The organism is Streptomyces sp. NBC_00075 (assembly GCF_045041225.1).
GTDB classification, from domain to species: Bacteria; Actinomycetota; Actinomycetes; order Streptomycetales; family Streptomycetaceae; genus Streptomyces; species Streptomyces adonidis.
In genome coordinates this window covers 5,198,318-5,220,539 of sequence record NZ_CP108243.1, presented here as the reverse complement: position 1 = coordinate 5,220,539, position 22,222 = coordinate 5,198,318, and the positions used below count along the sequence as shown (strand labels likewise).

The 22,222-nt window shown below is 71.2% G+C and carries 21 protein-coding genes and 1 pseudogene; 12 read left to right on the top strand and 10 right to left on the bottom strand.

Annotation, left to right across the window (positions count from 1 at the left end; genetic code table 11):
• Positions 1–132: 132 nt before the first annotated feature.
• Genes OG787_RS22680 through OG787_RS22670 form a run of 3 tightly spaced genes read left to right on the top strand, consistent with a single transcriptional unit; the run spans position 133 to position 3,400 of the window.
• Positions 133–735: a DUF4956 domain-containing protein gene (locus OG787_RS22680; RefSeq protein ID WP_369030215.1), complete on the top strand. Its 603-nt coding sequence runs from the start codon at positions 133–135 to the stop codon at positions 733–735.
• Positions 732–1,547, top strand: a complete 816-nt coding sequence (locus tag OG787_RS22675; protein WP_369030216.1) for a polyphosphate polymerase domain-containing protein — start codon at positions 732–734, stop codon at positions 1,545–1,547. The genes OG787_RS22680 and OG787_RS22675 overlap by 4 nt, the downstream gene beginning before the upstream one ends.
• Positions 1,544–3,400: a carbohydrate-binding domain-containing protein gene (locus OG787_RS22670; RefSeq protein WP_405536200.1), complete on the top strand. Its 1,857-nt coding sequence runs from the start codon at positions 1,544–1,546 to the stop codon at positions 3,398–3,400. The genes OG787_RS22675 and OG787_RS22670 overlap by 4 nt, the downstream gene beginning before the upstream one ends.
• 53 nt (positions 3,401–3,453) lie before the next feature.
• On the opposite strand, the gene OG787_RS22665 is transcribed toward OG787_RS22670, so the two are convergent.
• Positions 3,454–4,368 carry a peptidoglycan-binding protein gene (locus OG787_RS22665; RefSeq protein WP_369030219.1) on the bottom strand — a complete coding sequence of 305 codons (915 nt, stop codon included), beginning with the start codon at positions 4,366–4,368 and terminating at the stop codon, positions 3,454–3,456.
• 256 nt (positions 4,369–4,624) lie between these two features.
• On the opposite strand from OG787_RS22665, the gene OG787_RS22660 reads away from it, so the two are divergent.
• Positions 4,625–5,185, top strand: a complete 561-nt coding sequence (locus OG787_RS22660; RefSeq protein ID WP_405536199.1) for an SRPBCC family protein — start codon at positions 4,625–4,627, stop codon at positions 5,183–5,185.
• Positions 5,186–5,215: 30 nt separating this feature from the next.
• On the opposite strand, the pseudogene OG787_RS22655 reads toward OG787_RS22660, so the two are convergent.
• A pseudogene (locus OG787_RS22655) lies at positions 5,216–5,320 on the bottom strand (DUF6766 family protein); the annotation flags it as partial.
• A gap of 92 nt (positions 5,321–5,412) precedes the next feature.
• Positions 5,413–6,075 carry a GAF and ANTAR domain-containing protein gene (locus OG787_RS22650; protein WP_405540559.1) on the bottom strand — a complete coding sequence of 221 codons (663 nt, stop codon included), beginning with the start codon at positions 6,073–6,075 and terminating at the stop codon, positions 5,413–5,415.
• Positions 6,076–6,363: 288 nt separating this feature from the next.
• Between OG787_RS22650 and OG787_RS22645 the strand changes: the two genes are divergently transcribed.
• On the top strand, positions 6,364–6,732 hold the full coding sequence (locus OG787_RS22645; protein WP_369030221.1) for a PRC-barrel domain-containing protein: 369 nt from the start codon (positions 6,364–6,366) through the stop codon (positions 6,730–6,732).
• Here OG787_RS22645 and OG787_RS22640 read toward each other — a convergent pair.
• The 4 genes from OG787_RS22640 to OG787_RS22625 all read right to left on the bottom strand — a co-directional run bounded on the left by OG787_RS22640 (position 6,620) and on the right by OG787_RS22625 (position 9,510).
• Positions 6,620–7,108, bottom strand: a complete 489-nt coding sequence (locus tag OG787_RS22640; protein WP_405540558.1) for a flavin reductase family protein — start codon at positions 7,106–7,108, stop codon at positions 6,620–6,622. The genes OG787_RS22645 and OG787_RS22640 overlap by 113 nt on opposite strands.
• 186 nt (positions 7,109–7,294) lie before the next feature.
• Positions 7,295–7,510 carry a LysR family transcriptional regulator gene (locus OG787_RS22635; RefSeq protein WP_369030223.1) on the bottom strand — a complete coding sequence of 72 codons (216 nt, stop codon included), beginning with the start codon at positions 7,508–7,510 and terminating at the stop codon, positions 7,295–7,297.
• Positions 7,511–7,538: 28 nt separating this feature from the next.
• Complete coding sequence (locus OG787_RS22630; RefSeq protein WP_369030224.1) at positions 7,539–8,198, bottom strand: response regulator transcription factor; 660 nt, start codon at positions 8,196–8,198, stop codon at positions 7,539–7,541.
• 22 nt (positions 8,199–8,220) lie between these two features.
• A complete protein-coding gene (locus tag OG787_RS22625; protein ID WP_369030225.1) occupies positions 8,221–9,510 on the bottom strand; it encodes a sensor histidine kinase in 1,290 nt (429 codons plus the stop codon).
• A 443-nt stretch (positions 9,511–9,953) separates the two neighbouring features.
• Between OG787_RS22625 and OG787_RS22620 the strand changes: the two genes are divergently transcribed.
• The 4 genes from OG787_RS22620 (at position 9,954) to OG787_RS22605 (ending at position 14,167) form a co-directional block, all read left to right on the top strand.
• Complete coding sequence (locus tag OG787_RS22620) at positions 9,954–10,178, top strand: hypothetical protein (protein ID WP_369030226.1); 225 nt, start codon at positions 9,954–9,956, stop codon at positions 10,176–10,178.
• The gene (locus OG787_RS22615; RefSeq protein WP_369030227.1) at positions 10,175–10,948 is read left to right on the top strand and encodes an ABC transporter ATP-binding protein; all 774 of its coding nucleotides are present in this window, start codon (positions 10,175–10,177) and stop codon (positions 10,946–10,948) included. The genes OG787_RS22620 and OG787_RS22615 overlap by 4 nt, the downstream gene beginning before the upstream one ends.
• 3 nt (positions 10,949–10,951) lie before the next feature.
• Positions 10,952–13,768 (top strand): FtsX-like permease family protein, encoded by a 2,817-nt coding sequence (locus tag OG787_RS22610; protein ID WP_405536198.1) that lies wholly within the window; start codon positions 10,952–10,954, stop codon positions 13,766–13,768.
• A 159-nt stretch (positions 13,769–13,927) separates the two neighbouring features.
• A complete protein-coding gene (locus OG787_RS22605) occupies positions 13,928–14,167 on the top strand; it encodes a hypothetical protein (protein WP_405536197.1) in 240 nt (79 codons plus the stop codon).
• Positions 14,168–14,434: 267 nt separating this feature from the next.
• On the opposite strand, the gene OG787_RS22600 is transcribed toward OG787_RS22605, so the two are convergent.
• The 3 genes from OG787_RS22600 to OG787_RS22590 form a co-directional block, all read right to left on the bottom strand.
• Positions 14,435–16,657 (bottom strand): MMPL family transporter, encoded by a 2,223-nt coding sequence (locus OG787_RS22600; protein ID WP_405536196.1) that lies wholly within the window; start codon positions 16,655–16,657, stop codon positions 14,435–14,437.
• Between the two features lie 126 nt (positions 16,658–16,783).
• Entirely contained in the window at positions 16,784–16,993 is a 210-nt protein-coding gene (locus tag OG787_RS22595; RefSeq protein WP_369030231.1) for a hypothetical protein, read from the bottom strand.
• Positions 16,994–17,206: 213 nt separating this feature from the next.
• Entirely contained in the window at positions 17,207–18,325 is a 1,119-nt protein-coding gene (locus OG787_RS22590) for a helix-turn-helix domain-containing protein (protein ID WP_405536195.1), read from the bottom strand.
• A gap of 420 nt (positions 18,326–18,745) precedes the next feature.
• Between OG787_RS22590 and OG787_RS22585 the strand changes: the two genes are divergently transcribed.
• The 3 genes from OG787_RS22585 (at position 18,746) to OG787_RS22575 (ending at position 22,189) form a co-directional block, all read left to right on the top strand.
• Entirely contained in the window at positions 18,746–19,672 is a 927-nt protein-coding gene (locus OG787_RS22585; protein WP_405536194.1) for a ParB N-terminal domain-containing protein, read from the top strand.
• Positions 19,673–19,840: 168 nt separating this feature from the next.
• Entirely contained in the window at positions 19,841–21,052 is a 1,212-nt protein-coding gene (locus OG787_RS22580; protein ID WP_369030234.1) for an acyl-CoA dehydrogenase family protein, read from the top strand.
• Between the two features lie 69 nt (positions 21,053–21,121).
• Positions 21,122–22,189 carry a zinc-binding dehydrogenase gene (locus tag OG787_RS22575; protein ID WP_369030235.1) on the top strand — a complete coding sequence of 356 codons (1,068 nt, stop codon included), beginning with the start codon at positions 21,122–21,124 and terminating at the stop codon, positions 22,187–22,189.
• The last annotated feature ends 33 nt before the right edge of the window (positions 22,190–22,222 follow it).

Below are 22,222 nucleotides of genomic sequence, written 5' to 3'. Positions count from 1 at the left end.
GCCCGAGTTGTCCGCTGTGGTGCCCGCGATTCTCAAGGTTCCTTAAGAAACGGCCCAGTTGATTCACAGCCAGGTTGCTCATGGTCAAACAATGAGCCAAGTCACCGTAAAGACTGGGTCGGGGAGCGCGTCGTGAACCAGTCGCTGCTCGTCGCCGTCGATCTCGTCGCCATCGCCGCCCTCACCTTCGGGGTCTACTTCCCGCGCCACCATCGCCGGGACCTGATCGCCGCCTTCCTCGGTGTGAACGTCGGGGTTCTCTCGGTCGCGATGACCCTCAGCTCCGCTTCGGTGGGGATCGGGCTGGGGATGGGGCTGTTCGGGGTTCTGTCGATCATCCGGCTGCGGTCGTACGAGATCGCCCAGCACGAGATCGCCTACTACTTCTCCGCTCTTGCTCTCGGTCTGCTCGCCGGGCTGCCGACGAGCGTGAACGTGCTGACGACCGCCCTGATGGGGCTGATCGTCCTCACGATGTACGTCGGCGACCACCCCCGGCTCTTCGGCCGGCACCGGCAGCTCAGCCTGCGGCTCGACTCCGCCTACACCGACGACGAGGCCCTGCGGGCGCATCTGGAGGTGCTGCTCGGCGGACGCGTGGTGAACCTGTCGGTCAAGGGCGTCGACCTCGTCAACGACACCACTCAAGTCGACGTCCGCTACCTCGTCACCGAGGGGTCGAAGGCACCCCGGGAGGCCGGAACTTCCCCCGCACGGCAGGGAGTCGGGGCGTGACCGCACCCGCCTCCTCCCTCGGCCTCGGTCCGATGGTCGGCGCCCTGCGCCCGATCGGCCTCGACGAACTCGTCGAGCGGGCCTCGCTGTTGACCCGTCTGGACCGGAAGTACGTGCTTCCGGTCCGTGAACTCCCCCTGTTCGTAGGTGGGTTGGGCATGGGTGTGCAGGTTCTGGAGATGGGTGGTGCGCGGGACTTCGGGTATCGGTCCGTCTACTTCGACACCCCCGGGCTGGACGGCTATCTGCGGACCGCGCGCCGCCGCCGGCGCCGGTACAAGCTGCGTGTCCGTACGTATCTCGACTCCGGGGACCACTACTTCGAGGTCAAGACGAGCGGCCCGCGCGGTACGACCGTCAAGCAGCGCATCCCGTACGACGGTGATCTGTGGCGTCTGTCGCCGGAGGCGCGGGCGTACGCCGACGACGTGCTCGCCGGGGCCGGGATCGACTCCGGCGGGTTCCGGTTCGTGCCCACGCTGGTCACCTCGTACCGGCGTACGACCCTGTTCCTGCCCGCGAGCGACAGCAGGGTGACCGTCGACACCGGGCTGACCTGGGCGCTGCCCGACGGGACCGGGCTGCGTACGCCGGAACGGGCCGTCGTCGAGACCAAGTCGGGGCGGGCCGGGTCGGAGGCGGACCGGCTGCTGTGGTCGCTGAAGCACCGGCCTGTTCCGCTCTCCAAGTACGGCACCGGGCTTGCCGCGCTGCGGCCCGGACTGCCCGCGCATCGGTGGCTGCCCGTTCTGCGGCGCCACTTCCCCAACTTTCCGACCGATCCGACCGCACTTCACGGGAGCGCAGCATGAGCGCCTACAACAGGAGCGCGTACAAACTGGCGGGTCTGCTCGCCTCGGTGGGACTCGCCGGCGCCGCGCTCGTCGGATGCTCGTCCTCGTCCGGTGACAACTCCGGGTCCTCCGAGGCCGGTTCGGGATCGTCGTCGGCCGCCGCTGCCGTCGACGGGTCCCAGAAGGCCGCCGCCGTGCTCGCCGACAACCAGGACGTCCACGCGGAGTCGGACGACACGGATGTGGACGTGGACGCTTCCGGGGTCGTCGGTATCGAGTTGACGGGTGACTCCGCCTCCTCCGACGGGGCCGGCGTCAAGGTCGACGGGACCACCGTCACCGTCACGGCCGCGGGCACCTACCGGCTCAGCGGGAGTCTCGACGACGGGCAGGTCGTGGTCACCGCCCCCGAGGCCAAGGTCACGCTGATCCTCGACGGCGTGAAGATCGCCAACTCCAAGGGCGCCGCGATCGACGTCACCGACGCCGACGAGGTCGTGGTCGCCCTCGCCGACGGCAGCGCCAACACGCTGAGCGACACGGACACGTACGCCGAGGACGCGACGGCCGATGCCGCCCTGCACAGCGCCGCCGACCTGACCATCGGCGGCAGCGGCTCGCTCACCGTCAAGGGCAACGGCAACGACGGGATCACCAGCACCGACGGTCTGGTGATCCAGGGCGGCACCCTCACCGTCGACGCCGCCGACGACGGTATCCGCGGCAAGGACTACGTGGTGGTGAACGGCGGCACGGTCACCGTCACCGCCAAGGGCGACGGGCTCAAGGCCGACAACACCGAGGACGCCGACCGGGGTTACATCGCCGTCGGCGGCGGCACCGTCAAGGTGACCAGCGCGGGCGACGGCGTCGACGCGGCCACCGACCTCGTCACCACCGGCGGGAAGGTCACCGTCACCAGCGAGGCATCCGACGACTCCTCCGCCCACGGGCTCAAGTCGGGCGTCATCACCGTCCTGGAGGGCGGCACCGTCGACGTCACGTCCTCGGCCGACGCCCTGCACGGCGACGGCGCCGTCCACCTCGGCGGCGTGGCCGCCACTCTCGCCGCCGGTGACGACGGAGTGCACGCGGAGGGCGAACTCGTCATCAGCGCGGGCACGGTGAAGGTCACGCGGGCGAACGAGGGCCTGGAGGGCAAGGACATCCTCGTCAGCGGCGGTTCGACCGACGTCACGTCGAGTGACGACGGCGTCAACGCGTCGGGCAGCGAGGCCACTTCGAGTGAAGAGGGTGACCAGGGCGGCTTCGGTGGAGGCGGCGGTCCTGGTGGGGGCGGCGGCGGTGAGGGCGTCGGCGACTTCATCGTCAAGGTGACCGGCGGCAGCCTGGTCATCGACTCCGAGGGCGACGGCTTCGACTCCAACGGCACCGCCGAGATCACCGGCGGGACGGTCGTCGTCAACGGGCCCGAGCGCAACGGCAACGGCGCGCTCGACGTCAACGGCAGCTTCACCGTCAGCGGCGGCACACTGCTCGCCGCCGGCAGCGCGGGCATGGTCGTCGCCCCGGACAGCGAGTCCGCGCAGGGCTGGCTCTCGGCGACGCTCGACTCGGCCGTCGAGGCCGGCACGACCGTGCACATCGTCGACTCCGACGGCAAGGTTGTGGCGTCGTACGTCACTTCGAAGGCCGCCCAGAACATCGTGTACTCCGGCGCGGGCATCAAGAGCGGCGAGGAGTACACGGTCCACGCCGGTGGCAGTGCCTCGGGCACCGACACCGGCGGTCTGGCCGAGTCGGGTGAGCTGGGCTCCGCCGAGAAGATCGCCACGGTCACGGCGGGGGAGGCCCCGGAGGGCGGCGGAGGCTTCGGCGGAGGGGGCGGAGGCGGGGGCGGCCGCCCCTGACACTGACGGCCGTTCCGCACACACAGCCCGACGGGTGCCCGCCGGGAGAACCGTCAGGAGAACAGCAGACGCCAGGTCAGCGGCCCGGGCGTGCCGTCGGCGTCGCCGCGCAGCTGCTTCTGGGACTTCTGGAAGTCCCGTACGTTCAGCCGGTCCGACTCGCCCCAGGACTTGCTCGGGCCGACCTTGTAGTGGTCGCCGAAGCCGCGCTTCACCAGCTGCTTGCCGAGCTGGAGGACGTACGCGTTCGAGGCCCCGGCGACGAAGTACTTGCGCCCCGGGAACGCGGGGACGGCCGGCTTGGCCGGGGTGCTCGTCGCCGGGGTGTCGTCGTCCAGGTCCAGTTCGGCCTTGGCGTACTTGACGATCCTGGCGAAGTCGATCGCGCCGGGGTCGCCGTGGACGTTCTCGGGCACGTGCATGTGCCCGCAGACGCCCTTGAAGGCGTTCCACTGCGCGGCGGTCAGCCGTTGGCCGCCCGCTCCGTACGAAGTGGGGTACGCGGGCCACGACTTGGGGCCGGACAGCGGTACGCCGTGCTCCTCGTGCATCCACGCCAGGAAGCGGGCGACGCCCTGGAGGGCCCAGTCGGGCGCGTCGGGCCAATAGATGTGCGCCGTACCGGACTTCTGCCACTTCGCGTGGGTCTTCGGGTCGCAGGTGCCGACCAGCTCGACCTGGCACACGTTGAGGGTGTTCGTCTCGACGCCGCCGCGCAGGTTGACCAGCGCTCTGGAGGACGTCTCTATGTCGAAGTGCTGGTACCACTTCAGCTTCTTGGCGGCCAGGTCGGGGACCGCGGTCAGGTTCGGCGCGGAGGAACCGCCGTCGTACCCGGGCAGGGTGGGACCCTCCGTGGTGTGCAGGACGACGACGTCGACCTGCATCGGGTCACCACCGAAGTCGTCCTGGTACCAGTTCGCACGGCTCGCGCCGGGGAAGCGCTGGGGTCCCGTCTTGGTGCTCATCACAGACTCCTGAGTCGGTTGTCTCCTTGATCGGCCCGATCATTCTTGAAGAACGGGCTCCGCGGGACATCGACTCACCGTGTGATCCCAACATTGCTGTCTACAACCGGGGTTAGAGGCCGGACTACGACCCCGGCCGGACGACGATCAGGGCCGCGGCCGGCCGTGTCTGTTCCGGATGTCTTCAATCGGCCGAGGTGGGTACCCGGCGTCGTACGGAAGAAAAACCGCTAACGGCGCGAATGAGGAGGAAACCATGAGCACGGTCAAGGAAGCGGTGGACGTGGAGGTTCCCGTCCACACCGCCTACAACCAGTGGACGCAGTTCGAGGAGTTCCCGCGGTTCATGGAGGGCGTCGAGGAGGTGCGGCAGCTCGACGACCGGCACAACCACTGGACCACCAAGATCGGCGGGGTGCGGCGCGAGTTCGACACCGAGATCGTCGACCAGCTGCCGGACGACCGGATCACCTGGCGGTCCGTCGGTGGTGACACAGAGCAGCGAGGCTCGGTCCGATTCGAACGCCTGGACGACACGCATACCCGTGTCGAGCTGACCATGGACGTCGAGCCCAGCGGCATGGCCGAGAAGGGCGCGGACGCGCTCGGCATCATCGACCGCCGGGTCAAGGGCGACCTGCACCGCTTCAAGGACTACATCGAGGAGCGCGGCGGCGAGACGGGTGCCTGGCGGGGCCGCATCCGGCCCGGAGAGCCGGGCGACCCCGGTACGCCCGGTACGCCCGGCCCCTCCGGCAGCCCCGGCGGCATGCCCGGTGCCCCTGGCACCCCCGGCGGCCCGGGCCCGATCCTCTGACAGCCGACCTCTGACAGCTCTGTCAGAGCCCTACCCCTCCACGCCGGTGGCGTCGTGCGCGGCGCCCACCGGCTTGGACTCGGGGGAACCCCGCCGGCGGAGACAGACCGACGGCACCGCCATCGAGGCGACGGCCGGCACGGACGGCTACCGCGCCTCGGCCTTCCCCCGCCCGGCCGACACCTGGGTGAAGTCGCCGCCGACGGGTGGCGGCGGGCCGGCCGGGGTCACGGGAGGCCGCCCTCTTCGCACACCCGGTGGGCGACCTCGCGGAGCTTGACGTTGTTCACCTGTGAGGAGTGACGCAGCATGTCGAACGCCTCCTTCTCGGTGACGTGGTCGCGGCCCATGAGAATGCCCATGGCCTCGCCGACGACATGGCGGGTGGCGACGGCCTGTTCCATCTGGGCGTGGGTGCGGGCACTGGAGAAGGCGACCGCGGCGTGCGAGGCCAGTAGCCATCCGACCAGCTCACTGGTCTCGGTGAACGCGCCGGGCTCGCGGGAGTAGAGGTTCAGCGCGCCCAGGTCCTCGTCCTCGGTGAACAGCAGGAAGCCCATCATGCTGCCCACGCCGAGCGCGCGGGCCTGCGGGGCGTAGGCGGGCCAGCGCTGGTGCTCGTCGGTGAGGTCGGAGATGCGGAAGACCCGCTCCCCCCGCGAAGTACGGGCGGCATCGAAGCACGGCCCTTCGCTCAGCCGCTGTTGCAGCAGGTCACTGTCCACGACCAGCCGGTGCGTGGGAGCGAGGGTCTCCACCTTCGTGTCGCGCAGCACGAGAATGCCGGCCGCGTCGCACCCGTCCACCAGCTCGGTGGCCGACGCGGTGATCCGCTCGAGCGTGGCCTCCACCGATTCCTGTGCCAGGAGGTCCCGTGCCATCGACGCCATCTGCTGCGCGAACCGGCCCCAGTCCACGTCCACTGCGTCCTCCTGCGTTCCGCGCCGCCTGGACACGTCTCCTACCCAACTTTTCACGCGACGTACACAACCGCGTCGGCGAACCGGATCACCGCCCCGCCGCCATTTCCCGTGTGTGTGGAACCCCGGACGTAGGGCACTCGCAAAAAGGCGGTCACGAAAACCGCCGTGCACGACGCACGGAAAAGGGATGTACGGAAAAAGGAGGAGCGGCGGGAATTCCCGCCCCCCTCTGTTTACCGGAGGAGTTGTTTTCGCGTGACCGAGAATATGTGGAACTACGGTGCGACCGCGGGCCATCAGGCGGGCGTCGACCTCATCGGATTCAAGGTCGAGGCAACGGACGGCAGCATCGGCAAGGTCGACAAGCACTCCGACGACGCCGATGCCGCGTACCTGGTGGTGGACACCGGTGTGTGGATCTTCGGCAAGGAGGTCCTGCTCCCGGCGAGCACGGTCGTGGGTATCGACCCGAACGAGCGGAAGATCTTCGTCGGTCTCACCAAGCAGGAGATCAAGGACGCTCCGGAGTTCGACCGCGAGAAGCATCTCGGCAACCAGGGCTACCACGACGAGCTGGGCACCCACTACGGCACGGGCACCCCGTTCGGCGGCCCGCACGCCTGACCCGGAGCGGGGTGGCGGTCAGTCCACCGGATGACCCGGGGGTGATGCCGTGCGCGTCCTTGAGCGACAGCAGAGTGGTTCGGTCGCCCACGACGTTCTCCGCCGCCTCCGGAGCCAGCAGGAAACCGACGTGGTCGCCGCCGTCGATCCGGTTCTCCACGCGGCCGACGAACCAGGCGGGGGCCTCGTCGAGGACCGGCGATCCGGCCGGTCCCGGATGCCATGCGACGCCGGTGAACTTGTCGGTGCGGTCGCCGGTCTCACCGCCGAAGAGCCGGGCCAGCCGGTCCTGGTCGCGGCGGAGACCATGGACCGTGAGCCGCTCGGCGCGCAGGGCCACCCGGTAGGTCCGGTTGGCCCTGGACAGCCAGACCATGAACCGGGCCGGCCGAATCGAACACTGGGAGGCGAAGCCGGCAGGTGAGCGGTCCGATCGTGGGTACTCGGTGCGCATGCGCCTCCCACCGAAAGAGCCGCCCCTGCCGTCCGCCCGCGGCCCTGTCTCGGCGGCGGTCGGTGAATACGTACGGAACAGGGGGCCGCTCCCGGACGAAAAGACGGCTCACAATTCGAGCCGTTGCCGAACAATCGCCTCGCCGGCGGCGGTCAGGCCGACGCCCTGTGGCAGCCGGTGGAACAACTGGCCGCCGAATTCCCGCTCCAGGGAACGGATCGCGTGCGACAGCGAGGGCTGGGCGACATGGAGTGCGACGGCCGCGGCGGTGAATCCGCCGTGCCCGACGACGGCGATGAAATACTCCAGCTGACGTCGTTCCATCGGGTCTCCGTTGTTTCTCTGGCGGCGGTCAGGCCAGTCGGCGCAGGTCCTCCAGGTAGCGCAGGACGGCTGCCACCCGCCGGTCCACCCGGTCGGTGGGGGAGAGGTCGAGCTTGGCGAAGATGCTGCGGATGTGCTTGTGGACGGCGCCCTCGGTGACGACGAGCCGTTCCGCGATCGCGGTGTTGCCGAGTCCCTCGGCCATCAGGGCGAGTACGTCCCGTTCGCGCGGGCTGAGCCGGTCGAGGCGGGTGTCCTGGCGGGAGCGGGTGAAGAGTTGGGCGACGACCTCGGGGTCGATGGCGGTGCCGCCGGACGCCACCCGGTGCAGGGCGTCGAGGAACTCCTCGACCCGGCCCACGCGTTCCTTGAGGAGGTAGCCGAGCCCGCCCACCCCGCCGCCCAACAGCTCGGTGGCGAAGCTCTGTTCGACGTACGCGGACAGGACGAGGACGGCCAGGTCGGGCCGTCGGCGCCGGGCCTCGACCGCCGCGACGATCCCCTCGTCGGTGTGGGTCGGCGGCATCCGTACGTCGAGAATGGCGACGTCCGGCTTGTGCGCGTCGATGGCGGCCAGCGCCTCGTCGGGGGTGCCCGCGGTGGCCACCACGTCGAGGCCCTCGGCGCGCAGCAGCAGGGCGAGGCCCTCGCGCAACAGGGCGTCGTCCTCGGCGATCACGATCCGCATACCGGTATCCGTATCCGTACGGTCATGCTCCACAGGGCAGTTCCACCTTCAGGGTCGTCGGGCCGCCGGGCGGGCTGGCCAGGGAGAGGGTGCCGTCGTGCGCGGCGATCCGGCCGCGGATGCCGGTGAGTCCGGAGCCGCCGTCCTCGTCGGCGCCGCCCCGGCCGTCGTCCTCGACGCACAGCAGGAGCCGGCCGCCACCGCTGCGTGCGGTGACGGTGGCCTGGGTGGCGCCGCTGTGCTTGGCGATGTTGGTGAGGGCCTCGGCGACGACGAAGTAGGCGGTGGCCTCGACGGAGGCGGCGCAGCGTGCGGGCACGTCGACGTCGACCCGGCAGGGCACCGCGCAGTTCGCGGCGAGCCCGGAGAGCGCCCCGGCGAGACCGCGGTCGGCGAGCACCGGCGGCAGGATGCTCCGGGAGACGGTACGCAGCTCCGCCAGGGCCTGTTCGGCGGCGGACTGGGCACGTTCGAGGAGTTCGTCGGCGCCGGCCGGATCGCGGGCGACCATGCGGCGGGCGGCGCCGAGCAGGACGGTCACGGAGACGATCCGGTTCTGGGTGCCGTCGTGCAACGACCGCTCGATACGGCGCAGTTCGGTGGCGTGGGCGTCGAGCGCGGCGGCGCGGGTCGCGGTGAGTTCGACGATACGGAGGGACAGATCCGTCTCCGGTCCGGCCGCGAGGAGTTCCCGCCCGGGGCGTGCCTGTAGCCGGGCCATACCCGGACCGAGCCCCAGGATGATGAAGATCCAGCCCAGGCCGAGCATGGACACGGCGAGGGCGTCGGGCCAGGAGTGCGCGTTGCCGTAACCGACGGACGTGGCCGTGGCGTTGCCGGGCATGAACGTCCAGTACAGCGGGAAGAGGGTGTCGCGCACGGCGACGACCGGCAGCAGCACGCCGAGCACCCCGAGTCCCAGCCCCAGACTGGCGTGCCGCACCAGCCAGCGCAGCTCCCGCCGGGTGGTGGGGTCGACGAGGGCAGCCCGCAGCCGCGTGGGCGGGGCCTCGGGCGCGACGACCTCGGGCCCACGCCGCCCCAGCCGCGCCCGCTCCCGCCCGGCGAGCCCGTGCAGGGCGCGCAACAGCGCGGGCACCATGAGCAGCCCGACACCGACCACGCTGGTCACGGCGGTGACGGCCAGCCAGAGCAGCAGAAGCAGGGCGGGGAGAGCGGTACGGAGCCCGGAAGCAAGCTCCCCGACGGCGGCACGCGCGGCACGCAGACTCCGTACGACGGTCTCCTGGAGCCCCGAGTCCTTGAACTCCGCGCTCCGGTCACCGGCGAGGCCCTCTCGATGGCTGGCCATACGCCCTCCCTCTGTCGCCAAGGACCTTATGGCGTAGGGCCGTTCGCTGTCCGGTCGGGGGCAAGGGGGGGGCTGGGGGCTGCGAGCAGCGAGCCGGGGGTTGGGGACCGGGGCCTGGGGGACCAGTGGCCCAGGCGCCGCGAGTCGCGAGCCGGGGCCGGGTAGCCGCGAGCGGGTAGTCGGCAACCGGAAGCCCGGTGGCCGGGGCCGGAAGTCGGGAGCCGGGGCCGGGGGGTAGCCGGGAGCCGGCAACCGGGAGTTCGGTGGCCGGGGCCGGGTGCCGGAAGCCGCCGCCGGGAACCCGGAGTGCGCGGTCCGGGAGCCGGGTGGTCGCGGTTCGGGGTACAGCCTGCTGTACCCCGAACCGGGCGGGCTGCGGGATCGGTCCGAGGGGGGTCCGGTCCATAGCGTCGGTGACGACAGCCGACCTCGGGAGGAACCCCATGACGAACACCGACCCCTACCCCCTTGACCAGCGGCGCGACACCGCTCCCAGCCGTGCGGACATCGCCCGCAGCCTGCTCTGGGTCCTGGTGGTGCTCAGTGCGGTCGCCAACATGGCGGCCTCGTTCAGTGGTGCGCACACCTGGGTGAACCTGTCCTGCGGTGCGGTCACCGTGCTCGCCGGTGGCACCCTCGTCGTACGCAGCCTGCGGGGCCGTCGATGAGCCCCGTGTTCGCCCGGACCCGCCGCCCCGAGGCCACCGGGTACGACGCGTCGGCGCCGGCCATCGTCCTGGACCGGGTCGGCAAGGAGTACGCGGGTGGCGTACGCGCCCTCGACGAGGTGTCGCTGACCGTGCGGCGCGGCACGTTCCTCGCGGTGATGGGCCCTTCGGGCTCCGGCAAGAGCACGCTGATGCACTGCGCCGCCGGGCTCGACTCCCCGACCTCGGGCAGCGTCCGGATCGACGGTCACGAGATCGCCGGCCTGAACGAGACCCGCCGTACCGAACTGCGCCGGGAGCGCGTCGGGTTCGTGTTCCAGGCGTACAACCTGATCCCCTCGCTCAGCATCGAGGACAACATCACGCTGCCGCTGCGTCTGGCGGGCCGTACGCCGGACCGCGACTGGCTGCGGACGCTGGTGGAGCGGGTCGGGCTCGGCGACCGGCTCGCCCATCGCCCGGCCGAACTGTCCGGCGGGCAGCAGCAACGGGCCGCCGTCGTAAGGGCGTTGGTGGCCAGGCCAGCCGTCGTGTTCGCCGACGAGCCGACCGGCGCGCTGGATCTGCGCAGCGCGCACGAGGTGCTCGACCTGCTGCGGGACCTCGTCGACGACCTGCGTCAGACGGTCGTGATGGTCACCCACGACCCGGCCGCCGCGGCCCGCGCACACCACGTGCTGGTGATGGCCGACGGCCGGGTGGTCGAGGCCCTCGACTCACCGACCGCCCCCGAACTGGCCCGCCGTCTCGTCGAATTGGGAGAGGTCTGACCCATGACTGCCATGACTGGCAAGACTGCCATGCTTGGTCCAGCCGTACAGATGGTCCGGCACCGTATCTCCGCGCTGATCGCCGTGGCGTGCGCGGTCCTCGGCGGCGCGGCCCTGATCACCGGCACCGGCGTTCTCGCCGAGTCCGGCCTGCGCTCCCACCTCCCCGCCGGCCGGCTCGCCGGCGCGGACGTGATCGTCGCCGCCGACCAGGAGTTCCATCCGCCCGGCGACCTGCCTCTGGCGCTCCCGGAACGCCGTACCGTCCCGGCCCAACTGGTGCGCGAACTGGCGGAGTTGCCAGGCGTCACCGACGCCGTCGGCGACCTCGGCTTCCCCGCCGCGCTCGTCGACGCCCAGGGTCGGGTCGTACCGGCCGGAGATCCCCGGGCCGCCGGGCACGGCTGGTCCTCGGTGAAGCTGCTGGGCGATGCGAGGGTGGAGGGCGCCGGGCCGACCGGCGCCGACGAGATCGCAGTCGACAGCGCCACTGCCACGGCGGCGGGCGTCGAGCTGGGCGACAGGATCCAGGTGATGGCGAACGCCCGCCCGGCCACCGGTTACCGCGTCTCGGCGATCGTCGACGCACCGGACACCGGAGTCTTCTTCGCGGACGCGACGGCCGTGCGACTGGCGGGGCGGGGGAGCGGGGTCAGCGGGGGCAGTGGTGAGACCGGCAGCGGCGCTGGCAGCACTGGCGCCGGCCCCACCGGCGCCAGCGGCGAGGGCATCGGCAGTAGCGGTGACACCATCAGCGGCAGCGGCAGCGGCGCCTCCGCCTCCGCCTCCGTCACCGACAGCGACACCACCGTCAGCAGCATCGCCGCCGACACCACGCCCGGCAGCAGCAGCGGCGCTGGCAGCACCGCCCCCACAAACGGCACCAGCACCACCAGCCCCCGCGCCGGAACCGTCGACCTGATCGCCCTCCGCACCGTCCCCGGCGCCGAAGCGAAAGTCGCCGCCGAAGTCCGAACGAAGTTGAAGGGCACCGGACTTGAAGTGGTCACCGGTGCCGATCGCGGGGACCTGGTGTCACCCGGCGCGGGTGCGTCCCGTTCTCTCCTGATCGTGCTCGCCGGGTCGCTCTCCGGGATCGTCCTGCTGATCACCGGGTTCGTGATGGCGAGTGCGCTGGCCGTGTCGATCGGCGGGCAGCGCCGCGATCTCGCGCTGATGCGGGCCGTGGGAGCAACTCCCCGGCAGATACGGCGACTTGCCGCCGCGCAGTCGAGCGTCGTCGCGGCCGTGGCCCTCGTACCCGGTGTGGCGCTCGGCTATCTGCTGGCCGGGCGGTTCCGTGGGCTGCTGGCGGATCGGGGCTTCGTCCCCGCCGAACTCCCGCTCACCTTCAGCCCGTTGCCCGCCCTCGCGACGGTCCTTCTGCTGGGCCTGGTCGTGCAGGTCTCGGCCCGGGGATCGGCGTGGCGCACCTCGCGGATGCCGGCCACCGAGGCGGTCGCCGAGTCCCGCAGCGAGCCGCGTGAGCCCTCGCGGATCCGGACGCGCGTCGGCGTCCTCGTCATCGTCGGCGCGACCGCCATGTCGGTCCTGCCGCTCTTCTCCCGTACGGTCATCGGCGCCACAGCCACCTCCCTTGCGGGCGTTTTCGGCGCGATCGGTCTGGCCTTGGCCGGCCCGGCGCTCGTGCGGGGCATCGGCGGTGCGGCGGTCCGGCTGACGCGTACCGGGGCCTCCGCGCCGACCTGGCTGGCGATGGCCAACGTCCGCGCCTACGCCCTGCGCAACGCGGGGATCGTCAGCACGCTGGCCATGGCGGTCGTGTTCGTGCTGACGTACACCCTCACCCAGACCACCGTGCTGGCCGCCACCGCCGACGACACCCGCACCGGCACCCTCGCCCAACAGCGCCTGAGCGCACCGGGACTGGGCGGACTGCCCGGCGGCACGCTGGACGGCGTACGCGGGACCAGCGGTGTGCGTGCGGCGGCTCCCGTGAGCGACACCGGTGTGGTGTGGACGTACGAGCAGTTCGGCGAGCCGCAGGCCGAGTCCGGCTCCGCGATGATCCTCACGCCGGACGCGGCGGACGTCCTGGACCTCGGCGTACGGGACGGCAGTCTGAGCCGGCTCACCGGTGCGACCGTCGCCGTCAGCAGCGATGCCGCCCGCTCGCGGGACGCGGGGGTGGGGCGTCGGGTGAGTCTCGTGCTCGGCGACGGCGCGAAGGCCGACGCCGAGGTGGTCGCCGTCTACGACCGGGGCCTCGGCTTCGGCGACGTGGTCCTCTCGCACGACCTGGCCGCCGGTCACACCACGACCGGGCTCGACCAGAGCATCCTGGTCCGTACGGACGGCACGGCGGACGCCCGGCAGGCCCTCACCGCATTCGCCGCGTCACGCCCGGGGCTCGCGGTAGAGGACACCGACCCGGTCTCCTCCGGTGACGGGCTGAAGGACGCGCCGCCGGAGGTGTGGATCAACCTGGCCACGATCATCGTCCTGCTCGTCTATCTGCTGCTCAGCATCGCCAACAAGCTCGTCGCCGCGACCGCCCAGCGCCGGGTCGAACTGGGCGCCCTGCGCCTCAACGGCACGACGCCCCGCCAGATCCGCGCGATGATGCGCCGCGAGGCGGCGGTGACCGCGGCCACCGCACTCACCACGGCCCTGCTGCTGTCCGCCGTACCCCTCGCCCTCGTGGGCCAGGGCTTCCTCGGCCGCCCCTGGCCGGCGGGCCCGGTCTGGCTGCTGCCCGCCCTCGCCCTGACGGTCACCGTCACAGCGTTCCTCACCATCGAACTCCCCACCCGCCAGGCCCTCCGCACCCCACCCGCGGACGCCCTCCGCGCACAGTGAGCGGGTCAGGATCACTGTCGGCCTGCAAGAGCAGGCATGGTGGAGCCTGCTGCACCATGCGTTCGGGAGTACGCGCCCTCGTGGCCGAGGGGTGGGAAGCGGGATCGTTCCTTCAAGCAACAGAGGCCCCGCTCTGAAGGCCCGAAGGGAAGTCCCGTCATGAACACGAAGTCGCCGAAGTCGCCTAAGTCGCCGCAGTCGTCGAGGCGCTCGACCCCGGTCCTGTGGTCGCTGTTCCTCGCCGGTGTGGCCGCCGTGCCCGTCGTCTCCTACTCCGTCGACGCGGGCCAGGGCGTCGCCGTCGTCCTCGTCGCCGGACTGGTCGCGCTCCAGGCGCGCGTCGCACTCGTCGAAATGGAACGGCGACGCGACCGCGGGCCCGAGCGGATCACCGCGTGACGGGAACGGGAGCGGACCACGGGCCGACCGGCGCGTCGCGTACGCAGGTCGCCTACTTCGTTCCGGTCGGCTTGCACGGCGAGGGTGTGGATGGCGGTGTTGTCGCCCCTGCCCGGCGGTCGGACACGGTGTGCACACCTCGCCCGGCGAACAGCCGTTCCGCCGCCGTGCGGATCAACTCCCGCGTCGTACCGACCTGTTCGGGTGTCCTCCTCGCCGTGAGCACCACCGACTGCGGCGCCGGCCCGCACGGCCGAAGTGGGGCGTTCAGCCGGGAACCGAGGTCTCCTCGCGGTTCTCGGGCTCCTCGTCCTGCTGTTTCCGGGGTACGGGGTGGGCGCGGCTGAGCGACTCGCCCTCCACGTCGAGGTGCGGCAGGATGCGGTCGAGCCACTTCGGCAGCCAGGCCACCTTGTCGCCGAGCAGGGCGAGGACACCGGGGACGAAGGCCATACGGACCACGAACGCGTCGAACAGGACGGCGATCGCGAGACCGAAACCGATCATCTTGATCATGGATTCGTCGGCGGTGACGAAGCCCGCGAACACGGCGATCATGATGAGTGCAGCAGCGGCCACCACCCGGGCGCTGTAGCGGAACCCGGTGGTGATGGACTGTCCGGCCCCCTCCCCGTGGACGTACGCCTCGCGGATCCGGGACACCAGGAAGACCTCGTAGTCCATCGCCAGACCGAAGACGATGCCCACCAGGAAGATCGGCATCATGCTCATGATCGGACCGGTGGACTCGACCCCGATGAGGCTCGCACCCCAGCCCCACTGGAAGACCGCGACCACGCAGCCGAGCGCGGCGAGCACCGACAGCAGGAAGCCCATGGCCGCCTTGAGCGGGATGAAGATCGACCGGAAGACCATCAGCAGCAGTACGACGGCCAGACCGACCACGACGACCAGATACGGGATCAGGGCCCGCTGGACCTTCTGGGCGACGTCGATGTTCAGCGCGGTGGAGCCGGTGACCTCGAAGGTCGCCCCCGTGCCGGCCACGGTCGCGGCGCGCTCGTCGCGGATGGTGTGGACGAGGTCCTCGGTCTTCTTGTCGGTCGGCGCGTCGGCCGGTACGGCGGAGAAGACCGCGGTGTCACCGGCGGCGTTGAAGCGGGGCGTGCTGACCGAGACGACTCCCGGCGTGGCCCCGATCCGCTTCTCGACCGCGGCCACGGCGGCCTTCGGGTCGTCGGCGTCCCGCACGTCGACGACGACGGTCAGCGGGCCGTTGAAGCCGGGCCCGAAGCCCTGGGCGAGGTCGTCGTAGGCACGGCGCTCGGTGCTTGAGGTGGGCTTGGTCTCGTCGCCCGGCATGCCCAGCTGGAGGCCGAGAACGGGGAGCGCGAGCACGATCAGGGCGCACATCGCGGTGAACCGTACGGGGAAGGGGTGGCGCTGTACGAACTCCGCCCAGCGGCTGCCGAAGTTGCCCAGCACACCCTGGACGCGGCGCCCGGTCCTGCGGTAGCGGCGGGACAGGACGGCACGCGGCCAGAACCCGATCAGGGCCGGGACCAGGGTCAGGCACACGAGGACGGCGACGGCGACCGCGCCCGCCGCGGCCAGGCCCATCTTGGTGAGCATCGGGATGCCGACCACCGAGAGACCCGCGAGCGCGATGACCACGGTGAGCCCCGCGAAGACCACCGCCGAGCCCGCCGTGCCGACGGCCAGTCCGGCCGCCACGTCCTCGCTGTGCCCGTTGGCCCGCTCCTCGCGGAAGCGGGAGACCACGAACAGGGCGTAGTCGATACCGCAGGCCAGCCCCAGCATCATGGCCAGCGTGCCGGTCGTCGAGGACAGCCCGAACGGATCGGACAGGACGGTGATCGCGGTCATGCTGATGCCGACGCCGAGCACCGCGGTCAGCAGCGGCAGCCCCGAGGCGGCCAGCGAACCGAAGGTGAACAGCAGCACCACCGCCGCGACGAGGATGCCGATCACCTCGCCGGCGCCGCCCGCCGAGGGCGTGGTCGCCAGCGCGGTGCCGCCCATCTCGACGGTCAGGCCCGCGTCACGGGCCGACTGGGCAGCGCCGCGCAGGGTGTCCTTGGCGGCGTCGGTGAGGTCGTCGGCCGCCACCGTGTAGGTGACGGTCGCGTACGCCGTCGAACCGTCCTTGCTCACCGCCCGGGCCTGGAACGGCCCCACGGCGGAGACGACCTGCTGCCCGTCGGCCGCTCGGGTCACGGCCCGGTCGATGGCCGCCCGGTTGGCGGGTGCTGTGACCTTCTGCCCGGCCGGGGCGACGAACACCATCCGGGCGGTCGCGCCGTCCGCTTGGGCACCCGGGAACCGTTGCTCCATCAGGTCGAACGCGCGCTGCGCCTCGATGCCCGGCGCCGAGAACGTGCTGTTCGGCGCCTCGGGAGCCTTGGCGGAGGCACCGCCGAGGGCGAAGAGGACCACGACCCACATGACGGTCACGTACCAGCGCCGCCGGAACGCGAAGCGGCCCAGCCGGTAGAGCAGCGAAGCCATGAACGGCACTCCTCACGGTTGCCCCCGGCTCACAGAGTGGAGCCGGCCGTGGAGTCCCGCATCTCGGGCCGGCCCTCAGGAGCAGGAGGAGGTGCCCTTCCACCGCTCGTGCCGGACCGGACCCGGTCAGTGCCGCCGGCCCTGCGCGGTCTCCACGCGGGCCTGCGCGCGGCCCTTGTACAGGGCGCTTCCCGCGCCGAGGGAGACGACCGCCATGCCGAGGCTGGTCGCGATGCCCTTCGCGCTGTCGTCGATGAGCGGCGCGGCCAGGGCGACCACGAGGTTGAACAGGAACAGGAACCACAGGACGGGACGGGAGGAGAGCAGCGCCTTCACGGGAGACAGCCTTTCGGGAGGGGTGGGCTCCCGGTGGGAGCCGCTGACCTGGTGAGATCGACGATCCCGGAAACGGCTCGACGCCACGAGGGAGCGTCCTCCCTGATCGATGGTGTAGCAGGCTCCACTCCCGGGCCGTACGGCGACCGGGCCCGCGCAGGACGCGGGACCCGGCGGCGCCTCCCCTCGGCTGCTCTGCTCGCCCTACTCGCCCTACTCGTCCGACGTGTCCGACGTGTCCGACGTGTCCGGCGCGTCGAACCAGCCGCGCCGCTGCGCCTCCGCCCCCGCGGCGAAACGGGTCTCGGCGGAGAGTTCGTCCATGAACTCGCTGATGCGCCGGCGCACGGTACGCGGGGTCAGTGCCAGCCTCCGGGCGATGGCCTCGTCCTTGAAGCCCTGCCGCATCAGCGCGACGATCTCGTGGCGCTGCCGTTCCCGGTCGCTGCCGCTGGGCGAGGGGGCGTTGGTCAGCGGGCGGGCCTCGCGCCACAGGAGCTCGAAGTAGTGGCGCAGCGCCTCCACGGCGACGGGTGAGGTCAGATGGAGGGCCACGCTCGACCCGGTCGGGGTGAGGGCCAGCAGGGCCTGCGCGCCGTCCGTGATCTTCAGCTTCATCGGCAGCCGGGGCAGCAGCCGTATCTCCTCGCCTGCCGCTGCACAGTGCTCGACGATCTCGGTGCCCACGGGGTCGCTCAGGAAGCCCGTCTCGTAGATGCTCCGGTGCCGTACGCCCCGCGCGATCGACGCGTCCGTCGGCGGCTGCGCCGAACTCGCCTTCAGGGGGAGGTCGTACTGGAAGGTCTCCAGTGTCAGATGCTCCTGGACGGCCGCCGTGCCGATCGTGTTGGACAGGGCGGCGATGTCGTCGGAGTCGGTGAGCACCTGCGCGAGCCGGTGCGAGGAGGTGTCCTGGGCCTGCTGGTCGGCGAGTTGGCGGATGCGCAGCACCTCGCGCTGGGCGCGGGCGACGACGTCGTACTGGGCGTCCAGCTCGTGCTTCTTGTGGACCAGGGCCGCCTCCACGGCCGGCACCGGCGCCGCCGCCCGCAGCAGCGGCGGGTCGTGGGGCAGCACATGGGCGAGGCCCAGGGCCAGCAGCGGGGCCGAACTCCCGCCCCGCGCCTGGTGCGGTGCGTCGGCCTCCTGGAGCGGTGTGGGCCCGTCCGCCTCCGCGAGGGCGCGGTAGCTGTCGGCGATCTCGGCACTCGTCAGCGCCGCGAGCGTGTCGACGGCCCGGGTCAGCAGCTCCGAGGCCGCGCCGAGAGGCCTGGCCCGGATGTCGGCCGAAACGTCAATGGGTGCCGCGGCTGTCAATGGCCGGTTGTCCACTTTCTTCCTCCCCGTTCTGTGTTCGAGCGCCACACTCTCCCAAAGGTCCGTTACAACTCCCGTGAACTGACCGGAACTTGTGCGGAAAATTGCCGTCTTCGAGGTGTCCGCGCAGGTCGGAGGGGTTGCTGAGGAGGCGCCCGGGGTGCCGTGGGCAGGGGGGACGGGGGAGGCCGCGACGCGGATCCGGGGGTGCGGAACGCGCGATTCTGGCCGCTTGTGTCCAGTCGGCCACAACTGCCCCTGGCAATCGGACCGGGCGCCAAGTGAACTCGGTGGTGGAGCGATTGCAGAGAGCTACGTGCGGCCATACGACGGGGGAGTCGGAGCATGACCAGCAGTTCTGCGCTTTTTCCAGTTCGAGAACCACCTGAAAATGGGGCCGCGTCGCCCACCGGACGGTTACCGGTCGCGGCGCTCGTGCCCGCCGACTCCCCGCGTGCCGGGGACATCGATCTCGCCTACGCCAGATCACTGTCGGAGGTACGGGACCTGCCGCCGATCCTGGTGTGCCGGCGCAGCCTGCGCGTCATCGACGGGATGCACCGGCTCACGGCGGCGACCCTGGCCGGCCGCGCGGACATCGACGTCCGCTACTTCGACGGCGACGAGAAGCAGGCGTTCGTCGAGGCCGTCCAGTCCAATCTGCACCGCGGGCGGCGGCTGAACCAGCGGGAGCGGCTCGCGGCGGCCCGGCGCATCCTGGCCACCTACCCGCGCTGGTCCAACCGTGCGGTCGCCCAGGCCGCGGGGTTGTCCACGAAGACGGTGGCGGCCGTCAGACGGCGTGCAACCGGGGAGGAGCCCCAGTCGAACACCCGGGTGGGCCGCGACGGCCGGGCCCGCCCCGTGGACCCCACCATCGGCCGCAGACGCGCCGCCACCTATCTGCGCGAACACCCGGACGCCTCCCTGCGCCAGATCGCGGGCGCCGCCGGGATCTCCGTCGGGACCGCCCGCGACGTCCGGGCCCGGGTGCAGCGGGGCGAGGATCCCGTCGGCCGCAGAGCAGCAGCCGCAGCAGCCGCCGTACGGGACGAGCCCGTGGCGCTGACCGCCGTGGAACGGAACGGGCGCCTCCGGGAACCGGCCCGGCCCCGCACCCCGACGGGCCCTGCCCCGGGCAAGGACCCGCTCGCCGTCCTGGCCCGTGACCCCACCCTGCGGTTCTCCGCGTCCGGGCGGCAACTGCTGCGCCTGCTCGACAACCGGGCCCTGCTGGGGGCCGGGGGCGACGCCCTGCTGGCGGCCGTACCGCCGCACAGCCGGGCCGCCCTGACCGTGGCCGTGCACCAGCACATCGACATCTGGCTGGCCTTCGTCGACATACTCGACCGGGCGGGCTGATCTGCCGCTCTACAGGGGGTGGCCGGCGTCCTCAGGACGCCGGCCACCCCCTTTTCCGTGTCTCTTCCCGCCGTAATACGTCGGTCAAGAGGCCCCCACGCCCGCCGGATTCCGGTCTTGAACGCGAGGTTCCTCCGCCTACGTTCCCACCAACATCAGGAGGTGGACATGGCTCAGAACCAAGAGAGCGATCAGGTTTTCGCACTGGTCGACGACAGGCCCGTACCGGCCGAGACCGCGGACTGGCTCGGGCGGGTCGACGACATCGCCCCGGTCATCGAGAAGTGGCGGGAGGAGGGCGAGCGGCAGCGGTTCTCCCCGGTGCCGGTGTTCGAGGCACTGCGGGACGCCGGCTTCCCCCGCATGCTGGTCTCCCACGGCCTCGGCGGCTCCCAGGTGACCCTGGAGACGGGGTCGCAAGCACTCCAGGCGCTCTCCCGGCTCGACCCGGCGGTCGCCTGGCAGATGGGGGTGCAGGCCGCCATCGGCCGGCTGTCGGACTACCTTCCCGAGCCGGTCGCGCGTGAACTCTTCCGGGACCAGGACGGGTTGGTGATCGGCTCCGTCAACCCCACGGGGCTCGCCGAGGCCGTCGACGGCGGCTACCGCCTCTCCGGGCGCTGGGGCTTCGCCAGCGGCTCGGCGCACGCCACCTGGCTGGTGTGCGCGGCCCGGATCACCGACGGCGGCACACCCCGGCTCACCGAGCAGGGCCCGGAGATCCGGATGCTGTTCGTGCCCCGGCACGCCGTACGGATGCTGGACAACTGGCGCACCCTCGGGCTGCGCGGCACCGGCAGCGAGGACTACGAGGTCGAGGACGTCTTCGTCGCCGACGCGTACACGGTCGCCCAGCGGGACATGTTCCTCGCCCCGCCCGCCCGTCCCTCGCGCGGATACGGCATCAGCTACTACGACTTCGGGCTGTTCGGCTCGTCCTCGACCGTGCTGGGCGCGGCCCGGGGCGCGCTGCACGAGTTCCAGCGGCTCGCCGTCGCGAAGAGGCCGATGGCCGGTACGACCACCCTGGCCGCGAGTCACACCGTGCAGGAGCGGTACGCCCGCGCCGAGGCGCAGGTCCGGGCGGCCCGGCTGCTCCTTGCGGACGCCGCCTGGCACGCGGAACGGCTCGGCGAGGTCGGCGGGGACGCACTCAGCGCGACCGTACGGCTGGCCGCGGCGACCGTGGCCGAGCAGTGCTGCCAGGCCATCGACAGCCTGTTCACCGTCGCCGGTACGTCCTCGCTGTACGCGAGCAGCCTGCTCGAACGCTATTTCCGTGACGCGCACTCGGCCGCGAAGCACATCACCCTGTCGCCGACCAACGTCGAGATGACCGGCCAGTACCTGCTCGGCGGCGGTCTGAGCATGCGCCGCTAGCAGCCACCTGAACCTGTCGTGAATCTGTCGGAATCTGTCGTGAATCGTCATCTGCCCGGAAGGACAACCATGCCGACCATGAAGGCCCTCCAGCTCGTCGCCCCGCGCCAGACCCAGGTCGCGGAGGTGCCGCGTCCCTCGGCGCCGGCCGACGGCGTGCTGCTGCGCACCCGTTGCGTGTCGATCTGCTCGACGGACATCTCCTTCTTCGAAGGGCACCTGTTCCCCTCCGAGTACCCGATCGTCCTCGGCCACGAGTACCTCGGCGAAGTCGTCGAGAAGGGGCCGGAGTTCACCCGCCCCGACATCGCGATCGGCGACCGGATCGTCTACTGGGGACAGACCGACTTCGGCGGCTTCGCCGAGTACCGCACGCTGCGCCCGATCTTCTCCGGGGAGGTCAAGGAGGACGTGTTCTGGGCCGACCGGAACTTCTCCGACGATCTGCGGGCCGCCGCCGTCAAGGTCCCCGACGCCCTCGACGACCTCCAGGCGTCGTTCATCGAGCCCACCACCGGCGCCCTGCGCTCGATCCTGGCCAACCCGCCGAAGATCGGCGACCGGGTCCTCATCATGGGCACCGGCCCGATCGGTGTCATCGCGGGCAGCGTCATCAGGCGCATGTTCGCCCCCAACCAGGTGGTGTCCGTGGACGCCAACCCGGTGCGCAACCAGCATGCCGGGGAGCACTTCTCGGAGCGGGCGTATCTGCCGGAGGAGCTGATCGCCGAGGTTCCGGAGAACACGTTCGACTATGTCTTCGACGCGTTGCCGACCGTCAAGGTCGACGACGAGGAGAAGGATCCCCGGCGGGTTGCCATGCGGCGGCTGAAGCCGAAGGGGCGGTATGTGCTGTACGGGGCTTCGCAGGAGATGCAGAAGTTCGACACGTGGCTGATGCTCGCGAAGGGGATCAACATCAGCGCGTCGCCGTTCGATGTCACGGCGTTTCCGATGCATCACTCCGCCAATGTGATTCAGGCGGCGATGCAGATGTTGTTGTCGGGGATTGTGGATGGGCGGCGGTTGCTGTCGACCGTGCATCGGTTTGAGGACTATGAGGGGCTCGTCGAGATCTTCAAGAACTATCGGAGCACGACGGATTTGAAGACGATCGTCGATTTTCGGGCCGCTTAGACGTCATCTCATTTGGTTCGGTAGCCTGTCCGT